We start from the raw sequence: 12021 nt of genomic DNA on the forward strand, positions 1-12021 counted from the left end.
CTTCATAGCTCCGAGGCTTCAATCTTGAATCCCTTAATCATCAGGTAGCTCATGACAGCGATTATAATAAAGACTACATAGGCCAGGGCGGACGCGTAACCGGTGTTGAAATACTGGAATGCCGTCCGGACTGTGAATGTACTCACGGATTCTGTTGCAGATCCCGGGCCCCCGCCTGTCAGGATATAAATTGTATCGAAAACGCGAAATGCGTCCATGACGCGGATAAGCAAGACTACGACAATAACGGGTTTGAGCAGGGGTAAGGTAACGTAGAAGAAACGCTGCGAGCTGGTCGCACCGTCGATCAGCGCCGCCTCATACGGCTCAGATGGGAGGGATGATAAACCTGCCAGGATTAACGTGAAGGCAAAGGGGGTTGTCTGCCATATATCGACAAATATGACCGCCACCATAGCGAGAACAGGGGAGCTAAGGAACGTAACCCTCTCAAACCCGGCCAACTGGAATAGGTAAGGTATGAGTCCGACATCTGTAAGGAACAATATCCGCCATATGATGCCTACAGCGACAGGGGTGGTGACGACAGGTAAGAACAGGGCGGTTTGAAAGAATGTCTTCCCCTTGAAATTCCCCTGGAGGAGCAGGGCGACCGCAATCCCTAAAATGAGCTCCACCGCTACCGCGAAGAAGGTAAATACAAAGGTATTGCGAATGGCCACCAAAAAGGCCGGATCCGTCAGCGCTTTCGAATAGTTTTGGAAGAACACAAACGTTTTCCCCAAAAACGGCCTGGCCACGCTCCACCGGTAGAAGCTGATCGTCAGCGAATAAAGAAGGGGAAAGAACAGGACCAAGCCCAGGGTTATGATGGTTGGCATTATGAATAATATGACGATCCTCTTTTCCGCGAAGCCTGATGATCTCTTTACCGCATCTCTCATCGTCGCGGTTCCCTCCTCTGCCGGGTCGACCGAAGGAAACGATTAGCGGCCCAGGCCCGTTCCGGCGTTCCGGCCTCTCATGATACGGTCACGCAGACGAGAACGGGCCTGCTGCTGTATTTACCTCTCCCTCGCCAATGATTTATCCCTCATCGATGGTATATCCGCCTTTACTTGACATAACCCGCCTGCTGGAGAGCCTCTCTCAGTTTCTTATCAGCCTGCACCAGAGCCTCCTGAGGCGATAACCTCCCGAAAATCCCATCGGTCAGGGCAAAGTTGACGATATCCGTTAATTCAGGCCATACTGCGACATCGGGTGCGGCAGCGAAGATGTTAATTCCACCTTCGAGACCCTCGAGCAGAGCCTGCGCAAAGGGATAGGCCTTCTTAAATGCAGGATCCAGGATAACCGATTTTCTTACGGGGCCGTTGCCGAATTCGAGGGCGAGCTTCAAGTTATTCTCCTTATTGGTCAGGAACTTGATGAACTCGAAAGCCTCCTTGGGGTGTTTAGTAGTTCCAACTATTGAGACGGTCCATCCCCCTGATATAGCCTTTCCGCCCGGCATAGCCGCATACCCGATTTTGCCGCTCACTCTCGACTCTGAGGGATCTTCGAGCGACTTTACACAGGAGAGCATCCACTGGGTCATATGAGCAGCTCTGCCTTGTGCTATAGCGGTATTCTTTTCGGCATAGCGATACTCCTCAACTCCTGGCGGGGTTGCTTTGTGTTTGTTGACCAAGTCATAGAGTATCTTGAGAGCCTCCAGGTTTCCAGGTGTGTTCATTCTGGGGCTATATTCGTCGTTTATAGGGAGGGCGCCGCCGAGGTTTAAAGCTATGTTGTAGAAGTCAAAGATAGCATGACTGTTATCGGTCCGGGCCCCGGAAAAGACGAAACCGTAGACGCCCTTTTCGGAGCCATTTATCTTTAATATGTTGTTGACCGCCTGTTTCCAGTCTTTCGGCACGCCGAGCCCATATTTTTTGTACAGGTCTGCACGGTAAATGAACATCATAACATCTGAGTTGTAGGGTAGCCCGTAGATAGAACCTTTGGGATTGATTTTCGAGGCCTTTCCGGCCAGCGTGGTCTGGTCAGCCATTGATTTAACAAAATCGCCGAAGTCCATATTGCTTTCCTTAATGAATTTGTCCAGGGGCAGCAGCAGATCACCCGCGACAAAGGGCACATTCATGAGGAAATGCGATTCGATGATGTCATAAGCTCCGGATTTAGCCGTTAACTCGGTCATGACCTTTTGTTGCATGGTCGTGTAGGGTAGCGGGACGACATTCACTCTTATGTCCGGGTAGAGCTTCTCGAACTCGGGAACAACCGACTTGGCAGCATCAGCCATGCGCCCAGCCTCCATAGCCACATTGAGGGTGACCCTGGCTGCTGCAAACGCGGTTATAGTCAGGCCTAGGGTTAGAATCGTCACCATAATAATAACAAGGGAAGCTATAGGCTTTACGATCCTGTTCTTAGCGGTTTTATTCATTTTTCTACACCTCCGCAGTTTCACCTTTTATCCTGCCTTTCCCTGTCTGGGCATCAGGGAATCATCTTTAACATGCATGTCGGCGTCTGACATTTGATCACATCATGCAGGCCGGCTATTGTCTTTATTTTGTCCCATCTACCACCTCCATACCTGTTGATGACCCGAGCATCACCTCCGATCCCTCTTTTCGACCCCGGGATCCACCTTGAATTCATACGCGTTTGTTGATAGGGTTCCATTTTCATCCTTCAAGGTTAGTTCGAGCTTATAGAAACCCACCTCATTGAGCTTTTCCATATGGAATTTTTGACCCAGAATTATGGAGTTTTCTGCAACATCCAGGAGGAAACTCCGGGATGCCACCAGAATACCCTCACCTTGTTCCTTATCCGATCCCCTGTAAAGAAGGCGACATTCGACTATGAGCCCCGGAAAAGGCCGCAAATAATCATTCACTATATAGATACCGAGATCCAGCGGCTCTCCGGGAGCAAGATCGGACGGCCAGTCGGCCATGACGTGAATGGGGGAAAACGCCTGCTTCAGCGCATAGTAGCCGGGCTTCGGCTTGCGATAGTAATCTACAACGGACCATGTAATCGCCGGCCAGCAGTCATTGAAACAGAACTGAAGCGCCCCATTGCAGGGCTGGAACTTCATTTTCCGGTAAAACTCCGTATGATACTTCAGAAAGAACGCCTGGTAGCGCTGGCTGTCTTCGATGAATTGGTCCAGGCTCTCCGGCTTTTGTATCCACCTCAGCTGAAGATCCTCCTGGAAACAATGATGCTTATAGGTGCGCCACTTGGGAGGCCATAGAACCTCTTCCGGTATAAAACGCTCCAGTGATTCTTTGCAGGGGAGAGCCTGGGCCCCGTATTCTGTAACAACCTCAAACCAGGCTTTATCGAAGCTGTGGAGCTCCTCCACGGGGCCCCAGTACCAGCCGCTGTAATAATGGAAGTCAATATCCCATTTGTACTTATCCTTGAGGGCGAGTATATCCCAGTGGTTCGGGTATTCATTCGCCTGCTGAACGAGCCGCGTTTGATCATAGCGGCGGCACTCGGTGGCAAGCGCCATGCCCAGCTTCTCGAAGTTCTCCCTGCCGGGCTCGCTCCCGAAGCACCAGATGGCGACAGATGGGTGGTTATAGAGCAGATCCACCATGTCACGCATCTGGGGGATGGCCCGCCTGACGAGGTCGCTGCCCCTGGCCATGCGCCACTGCATGGGAAAGTCCTGGTATACGAGGATCCCGAGCTCATCGCAGAGGTCGTAGAACTCCGGCTTTTCAACCACGCAGAAGGTCCTGAGCATGTTCATGTTAGCCTCTCGCGCCAGCCTGACATCTCGTTCGTAGCGTGCACGGTCCATATTTGAGAGGAGCTGATCCGAAAGGTAGTTCGAGCCGCGCCAGAATATCCTCTTCCCATTTAGAAATGTCGCCCAGCCCTCACCCTTTGAGAGCTTCCGTATTCCGAAGCGAGTTTTAAATCTATCGAGAACAGTATCAGCCCGGCTGATTGTAACTTCAATGTCATAGAGATTGGGCGTGCCGAGATCCCAGGTCCACCATAGCTTCGGGTTTGGAAGCTCTATTGTGATAGTGTGTCTGGATTTGGCTGCTGGCACACTCAGCGTTGTCTTATGGACTGTGGGCTCGCCCTGGAAGTTCGCAGGTTGGATCTTGATCTCGCAGCATACGGTCCCTGACCTTCCTTCGGCGCTAAACACATCGATTGTGGCGAGGATCGTTGCCACATCTGGATCAGATACCCCTGGATCAGGCTCCGCCATCTCAAATCCCGTATCGACCCGCGCCTTCTCAAGGTAGATATCATTGCTGACGATCAGCTCCACGTCATTCCAAATGCCGCCCGGGTTGACCTCCAGGTTATTGACATCCCAATCCTGAAGGGCGCCCTTTATGAGGGTTTTTTGCTCATGGTCCATCGAATGCTTTACTCGTATGTCGTTGGGCGAATCCACCCTGACCACGAGCAGGTTGTCTTGCGGTTTAATGAACTCGGTCACATCGAATTCGAATGGCGCGAAGTAACCTTCGTGCGAGCCCAGGTAAAACCCGTTAATCCACACATCCGCGAAATAATCGACCCCTGAAAAGCGTAGTCTGAAGCGTTTACCAGCTACTCCCTTTTTAGAGGCTGAGTCCCTTGATTCGATTGAAACCGGGAGGTCGAACCTTTTGCGGTACCAGGCCGCCCCGTTATATTGAAACCCCTGGGCCTGCCAGCAGGCGGGCACGGATATATCAATCCAGTCGCTATCGTCGTAGTTCTCATCCATGTAACGGCAATCGAGGTTGAAAAACCTCACTAACTCCTCGGGGTAGCACTCGCCAAGATTTTCGGGATCGGTCTTGAATTTCCACGTACCGTTTAGAGGGATGCTTAAAGATATTGTTTCAGGCACCTCTTTCACCTCGCAGGTATCTCGATTAGATGCATCCCGCATGATTCGCGGATAACTAGCTTAGTATAGAGGACAGTCCGGCTTGCGCAGGACAGGTCGCCGCGCACGAGGCTCAGAAGCTTCTGGACGGCGAGCTGCCCCATTTCCTTTTTGGCGACGCGGACGGTCGTGAGCGGCGGGTTTTGGATTTGAGCCTCCGCTATGTCATCGAAGCTAACCAGGGCGATGTCCTGAGGCACTCGCAGGCCCCGGTCCTTGATGGCTTGAAGCGCGTTTATGGCCGTCTTGTCGCTCACAACGAATACGGCTGTAGGCGGCTCGGGGAGATCGAGAAGCGCGCACATCTCATCATAGCCCTTTCTTAAACCATGGGATAACCTGGGCGGGATCAATTCAGGCTGCACCGGGATCCCGTTTTCATGAAGGGCGAGCAAGTAGCCCTGATAGCGCTCCATGAGGGGCTTATACTTTTTGGGCCCTCGTATCATTCCGATGCGCCGGTGACCCAGCTCAATCAGGTGTTTGGTTGCTTGATATCCCCCGCTGATGTTATCACTGAGAACGCAGTTCAGCTCCTCGCCCTCCACGTAATTATCTACGAGAATTAAAGGTAGGCCGCGGTCTTTAAGCTGCTTAATATACTCGTCATCGAGGTCTCCCCCGCCTATTACGATCAGACCGAGGATTTCATCAGGATTCAAGATGGGAGGAAGCTCCAACCTATCATCCTCGCGCCTTATCACGGATAGCAGCAACCGAAAACCCATTTCATTTGCGGCCGTCTCAACGCCGTGGATTATCTCGCTGCAGAATCCATCGGCAAATACAGGAATGGGAAGCTCTTCGATCAGGAGCTCAATATAACGGCGGTGATCCGGAATTGCACTCCGACGCCGTTTAGGCTTATAATTCAGCTCCTCGGCGATTTTCAGGATGTGCCGTCGCGTATCGTCGGCTACCTTGCCCTTATTATTAAGGACAAGCGATACGGTAGCCGGCGAAACTCCAGCCCTTTGCGCCAGGATGTCGATCGTAGGGGGTGTTTTAATTTGTTTCGTTCTAGATTGTTTCATATTAAGATATCACATACCTTAAAATCTTGATTTACCGCATCTGATACTTTATCTATTCGGTACCTTAACTAAAATTCCTTCAATGTTAACTAAAATTTTTACTAAAACACTGGACTACATTTATTAAATACATGTGGTGTTACTCCATGCCGGCGAAGTTGATCATAGCATGTACAAGGCACGATGTACAAGGCACGTACATAAGGCTGGAGATGGGTAACCCGTATATCCTTGCCCGACCTAGCGCGCATATTTTGTTGTGCATGGTTTGTTCGATTTGGCCGCGCATATGTGATAAGATAACATTGATAATAATCTCCCGGTCAGCGGATTTAAGAGGTGGGGGACTAGGGGGTCATTAAATTGGAGTTGCGAGAAAGAAACGGTGTGGAATTTTACGTCTTCCCGCAACTGGAGGAGCTCGGGATCGTCGCTCACGCGTTTACAACGAGGCGCGGCGGCGTGAGCCGCGGACCTTATTCGACGCTGAATATGGCGTGCCATGTTGGTGACGCCCCTGCGGCGGTCGCTGAGAATCGAAGGCGGGCCCTTGCGGCCCTCGGTCTCGAAAGCCGGGATCAGGCCCGCATCAGTCAGGGACCGGGTCAAAGACCCGACTTAAGGCTCGGCTCGGAAAGGCGGCCATATGCGGGCCGCCCTGCGCGCCCCGTATGTCCCCGCCTCACGCACCCCACGTCCTGCCTGGTCGCGGGGGAGCAGGTGCATGGCGATAGGATCGCGCTGGTTACCGATGCTGATCGCGGAAAGGAGTGGGCGCCTTGGGCCCCCGCAATCCCTCGCTCGGATGGGCTCATAACGAAGTCCCGCGGCGGACCCGGAGGGGTGGTGCTCATAGCCTATTTCGCAGATTGCGTGCCGGTCTACCTGGTTGACCCTGTAGAAAGGGCGATAGGATTGATGCACGCCGGATGGAGAGGCACGGCTCTGGGGATAGCGCGAAAGGGCGTTCAGGCGATGAGGGATGCTTTCGGCACGGACCCGCGAAATGTGTATGCGGGCATAGGGCCCTCGATAGGCCCATGCTGTTACCGGGTGGGGCAGGATGTAGCGCGGGCAGTGGCTGATGCAGTGACCGGTGTAATGACCGGTGCGATGATGAGTGTAGGGATAGCTGATGCGAGCTTCGTGATCCCCCGCGCAATCCGCTGTGCAGACCATGAAGACCATGGCGGCGACTGCAACCATAGCGGCGGCCATAGTAGAGAGTGTGGTGGAGGAGGCCCGGATCAAGAGGATGAGCGGGAAGACCGGGGAGATCAGGGGGATCGGGAAGATCAGGAAGACCGGGAGGATCAGGAAAACCGGGAACAGTGGTACCTCAACCTCTGGGAGGCAAACAGGCTTCAGCTCCTGGCCGCCGGAGTGCCACATGAACACATTTTTGTATCGGGAATATGCACGTGCTGCCACCGGGATGTCTTCTTCTCCTACCGCAGGGATGGGCCGGAGATGGGTAGGATGGCGGCGATCCTGACCTTAGCCCAGTATCGAGGATGATGGCTGAATCTACAAATCTATAACTAAACCCAATTGCTTCACCACTGAATCTAACTGTAAACGGCAAATCTAGCTGCCAATGACAGTATAAACTTTTGGCATAAGTTGGAATAGAGTGATCGGCGTAAAACGCCTGGCATAAAGCGACCGGTGCAAAACGACTGGTGTAAAGCGATTGATGTGAAGCAATAAACGGGATGGGAGGGCGTCAAATTGAGGTCATTTGAGAAGGAAGTGCAGGAGGCCATAAGGGTATTTGATGCGGGATTCAGTTGCGCGGAGGCCGTGACACTGACGGGGATGAAGGCCCTGGGGATCGAGAGCGATCTGATACCGAAGATCGCTACGGGGTTTGGCGGAGGGGTATCCTATACAAAGTCCCTATGCGGCGCTGTGGCGGGAGGGATATTGATCCTGGGCGCCAGGTTCGGGCGGCAGAATATCTCCGATGACAGGAGTGCGCTGCTCTCCTCCGTCCAGCAGCTCATCAAGGGGTTCCGCGAAACCTTTGGCTCAGAGAACTGCTATGATCTCATAGGCGTGGATTTTACCACGCCGGAGGGCAAGGCCGAATACAAGAACCGCCTTCATAAGGAGAAATGCTGCAATTATGTGGAGTTTGTCCTGCGGACGGCCCTCGAGCTGGCTCGGCCCTAATTCGAGGTATTATTCTAGGCTGTTGGTTTTTTCCGGCTTTTGGCGACGTCGATTTTCTCTAGCTTCTGGCAGCTCAGTTTAGTAAAGTCCTAGCAAATTGTCGTTGGGCGTGGGTAAATTGGTAGCCGGTTGGAGGAAGTCAACAGTCTCAGTATTCGAGTGGATAAACAGGCATAGCTCTCGTCGCCTGTCTCCACCCTCAAGCCGGGGTCCGCAAACCCTGTGACGAGGTGCTTTCGCACGGTCTCATTTGCGGTATTTATGGGAATGTTTATGGTTATGTTAATTCAGGGGCCCTCAGATAGAATCCATCGGCTAGGTAAACCCCCGGCTAGGCAAGTCCTCGGCCAGGCGTGCGGGCTTTCCGTAGGCTTTCTATGGACTTCCATTGTTAAAGGACTTCCATTTGCGGCTGTGACGCTAGGCAATAGGTTGGGGCGGGGCAGACCGTCCCCACCCTGCAAAGAAACTTGGCAGTCTAATTCCCATCCTACCTAGAAAATAGACATTACCCCAGCTAAGGCCATTTTCATTCCCTGCTGGTGCCGCCCAAGGCGGCATGGGCGTCTGCCAAGAAATTTGGCAGGCTGACCCCTGAGCGCGGCAAAACTGCAAAGAATCTTGGCACCTTTACGCGCGACCTGCCAAGAAAGTTGGCACTTTCACCTTTGACTAGGGCAAACTGCCAAGAATATTGGCAGGAAGGGCGAGCAGTTGCCCAGAATCTTGGCATCTTCACCTTCAACCTGCCAAGAAGGTTGCCACATTCACCTCTTTACCGGGACATCCTGCCAAGATTCTTGGCAGGATGGACGAATGACTGCCCATAAATTTGGCACCCCTGCACGTAGCCTGCCAAGAAAGTTGGCATTGCGCATGATTTACGCATGATTGACGCATGATTAGGCTTGGACGCATGCTTGGGGAGTAAAAACTATCAGAACTTACGAAACGCACTACTGAGACCGTCGGTTATTACCCCTGACTGGCATGGTATATTGCGGGTATAACGAAACCGTGCAAGCTTAAAAGAATCGAGCCGCACCACTATGTGAATGATTTGCACAGCAGCTGGAGAAAACCGACGGTCCCAGTACTAGTCAGTACTAGGTGGAGGCAGCGGCAAGTATGAAGACAGAAAGTATGGAGGAAAGGATAGATGCAGGAAAAGATAGATGCCCTGGTTGAGAAGGGGTCACGGTACCTAAAAGATGGGCAATTTGAAAGGGCTGAGCGGGCGTTCAAGAAGGCAGCTGCCCTGGGCGCGGGGGCGAGCGTAGTCAACAACTGGGCCGTCTCCCGTTTTTACCGCGGCGATTATGAGGAGACCTTAAGGATCCTCGAGCCCAACCTGGCATCCCCGATGCCAAATCCGTTCGCGCATGCAGTAGCGGCACAGTGCCTTGTGGAACTGGGTCGGAAGGATGAAGCACGGGTTCACCTTGACCGGGCCATCCGGGATTTTGATAAGGGTCTACACGACCCATTTATCCAGACGATTTTCACCCGGAAGGCATGGGGCGAATACACCGTGATGATCGAGCGCGCCGCAGGCGCCCTGGGTGAGCACCGTCTGGTCCTGGATCTCTACCGGCGTTGGGAGCAATATCATGTCCTGCCTGAAGACCGTTTCCTAGCGGGCGTCGCTGCATTCAATTTGAGGAGATATAGGCAGGCCATATCACATTGGCGGCACTTGCCCATGCCTGATTGGGAATTCATTGGGGATTATGTGCGTGTTGCCGGGCTATTGGAAGAGGGAATAATTCCCGCGTTTCCTCTCGAGTATCACCCCCCGGGGGCGCTTAGCCATGGTGAAAAAGCATCCATAAAGTCTGATGAGGACGCCGAGCAGCTTGCCCAGCTGGGCACGACACGCATCTTAGTGCTGGCACAGGTATTTGATGAAGAATCTGATGAAAGAGAATCGGCTTTTAAGTTGAGAGGACTCATTCTCCTCGGCGGGGAATGGGGTGTGCAACTGGGGCGCCAACTCCTATCGGTGGCAAGTATCTCGAGGGGACTCAAAGGTGCTATTATACACACCCTAGTTGAGCTAGGGGCTTATAAGGAGGGCGAGGCGATTCCCATACTCGAAGGCGGCGAGATGCATGAGGTGAAATACCGGCGCACTCAAGTAATAGATATACTTAGATCTGAATGGGAGTGCCGGGTCAGGGAGGTCAGGAGGCAGCGTGAAGCAGGCCGGATCGATGAGGCCATCAAGGTTGTATCGGATCTTGTCAACTCTGAGGTGTTTTATCCACCTGCAGCGCTCGTGCTCGCCACCCTGCTGCGGATGAAGGGCGAACTCGATGCTGCCTACGATCTTCTTTCTACACTAGAGGAGATGATGCCGGGCCACCCTGTTATCCTTTTTAATATAGCGGCGTTGTGGCTTCAACGCGGGGATAAAGAGCGGGCGCGGTCTTACGCCTCGCGCATCGACCCGTCGGGGCAAGGCCAGGAATTTCGGGAGAAGCTCCGTGAACTTCAGTCGTACCTCTAAGTCCTTTATTTGTGGGTATGGACCAACACTATAGCCCCGTTTACCTCCCTCTGCCTAATATTTCTCAACTTATGATATAAATTCTTATATTGCTGCTAGGATTTGAGTACACCTCATCTCCCATCCCTCAGCCCCTATCCCTCATCATCCTCATCATGCTGCAGCTTGTAGCATACTTTTTGAAAACATGCTGCAAAGAGTAGCACATTTTTTAAGAACGTGCTGTAACCAGTAGCATCAGACCCATCGATGCTACTGATTGCAGCATGTTTTTCCGGGACATGCTGCGGTCTGCAGTATGTTTTCTAAAGATATGCTGTAATGAGTAGCATCGATATCCCCGATGCTGCAGATTGCAGCACATTCCGCCAGAACATGCTGCGTAGTGTAGCATGTTTTTCATAGATATGCTGCGATCTGCAGCACGTCCAGCCTATAGCAACAATATGGAGGTTTATGTCATAAGCTAAGTAATGTTTTTTTCAATTACGTTTTTGTGTGGCAGGAATTTAGAGATCAATGTAGTATTTATTTACTAGAAAACTAGTTATCTAGATAGGCTCCTATAGATAAAGGGCTATAGGTTTCTAAGAGGGCACAGTGCGGGTCTAAAGGATCTAGCCGGGCGAAAGTGTTGGTTAGCGGAGGTCGGTTGGTTAACATGGCATTGAATCGCGATGGGGTAGTGCCGCTCTACTTTCAAATAAAGCAACAGATACTCGAGGCCATCAAATCCGGCGAATGGGGCGTTGGCGAACAGATTCCGTCGGGGCCGGCGCTGAGCGAGAAATTCAAGGTCAGTGTCATGACGGTGAGACAGGCCATCTCGGAGCTCATAGAGGAAGGAACGCTCATTTCGAAGCGCGGCAAGGGGACCTTTGTCGCCCCACCCAAGCTGGCCATCCGGTTGCCGTACTTCATGGGGTTCACGGAGGAAATGAAGCTCCGGGGCCTCGTGCCCGAAACCCGCATCCTTGAGAAAGGCTTCATAGATGCAGGTCCCGAGATCGCCAGGGCTTTGAATATACCGGCAGGTTCGCAAGTGACCTACTATGAACGCTTGCGCCTGGCGGATAACGAGCCTATCTGTTTTGAAACCTCCTACTTCAGCTCTACGCGCTTTCCAGACTTCCCTTTCCCGTCAGGGAAATACCGGTCGTTCTATGAGATATTCCAGGAACGATACGGCGTCGAGGTGGTAAGGGCGGAACAGGTACTTCACGCTACCAAAGCCACGGCGAAGCAGGCGAGGATATTGAAAATACCCGTTGATTCCCCAGTATTCTTGCTCGTGAGCACGGAGTTCGACGGGAACGGCGAACCTGTGGAGCTTACGGAAGGAATATATAGAGGCGACCGCTACACCATTACTTTTGAACGGGTCAAAAAGAGATAAGATGATAATATGA

The 12021-nt window shown here is 52.4% G+C and carries 8 protein-coding genes; 4 read left to right on the plus strand and 4 right to left on the minus strand.

Annotation, left to right across the window (positions count from 1 at the left end; translation table 11 throughout):
- Positions 1–2: 2 nt before the first annotated feature.
- The 4 genes from HPY71_02770 to HPY71_02785 all read right to left on the minus strand — a co-directional run bounded on the left by HPY71_02770 (position 3) and on the right by HPY71_02785 (position 5928).
- Positions 3–905, minus strand: coding sequence for a sugar ABC transporter permease (locus HPY71_02770; protein NPV52427.1), 903 nt, complete (start codon positions 903–905; stop codon positions 3–5).
- A 170-nt stretch (positions 906–1075) separates the two neighbouring features.
- Positions 1076–2272 (minus strand): extracellular solute-binding protein, encoded by a 1197-nt coding sequence (locus tag HPY71_02775; GenBank protein NPV52428.1) that lies wholly within the window; start codon positions 2270–2272, stop codon positions 1076–1078.
- A gap of 315 nt (positions 2273–2587) precedes the next feature.
- Positions 2588–4855 (minus strand): hypothetical protein, encoded by a 2268-nt coding sequence (locus tag HPY71_02780; GenBank protein NPV52429.1) that lies wholly within the window; start codon positions 4853–4855, stop codon positions 2588–2590.
- 5 nt (positions 4856–4860) lie between these two features.
- Complete coding sequence (locus HPY71_02785) at positions 4861–5928, minus strand: LacI family DNA-binding transcriptional regulator (GenBank protein ID NPV52430.1); 1068 nt, start codon at positions 5926–5928, stop codon at positions 4861–4863.
- A 363-nt stretch (positions 5929–6291) separates the two neighbouring features.
- On the opposite strand from HPY71_02785, the gene HPY71_02790 reads away from it, so the two are divergent.
- The 4 genes from HPY71_02790 (at position 6292) to HPY71_02805 (ending at position 12008) form a co-directional block, all read left to right on the plus strand.
- Positions 6292–7446, plus strand: a complete 1155-nt coding sequence (locus HPY71_02790; GenBank protein NPV52431.1) for a laccase domain-containing protein — start codon at positions 6292–6294, stop codon at positions 7444–7446.
- Positions 7447–7659: 213 nt separating this feature from the next.
- A complete protein-coding gene (locus HPY71_02795) occupies positions 7660–8103 on the plus strand; it encodes a C_GCAxxG_C_C family protein (protein ID NPV52432.1) in 444 nt (147 codons plus the stop codon).
- A gap of 1159 nt (positions 8104–9262) precedes the next feature.
- Positions 9263–10612, plus strand: a complete 1350-nt coding sequence (locus HPY71_02800) for a hypothetical protein (protein NPV52433.1) — start codon at positions 9263–9265, stop codon at positions 10610–10612.
- Between the two features lie 661 nt (positions 10613–11273).
- Complete coding sequence (locus HPY71_02805; GenBank protein NPV52434.1) at positions 11274–12008, plus strand: GntR family transcriptional regulator; 735 nt, start codon at positions 11274–11276, stop codon at positions 12006–12008.
- The last annotated feature ends 13 nt before the right edge of the window (positions 12009–12021 follow it).

The organism is Bacillota bacterium, assembly GCA_013178125.1.
In the GTDB taxonomy this organism is placed as follows: domain Bacteria; phylum Bacillota; class SHA-98; order Ch115; family JABLXJ01; genus JABLXL01.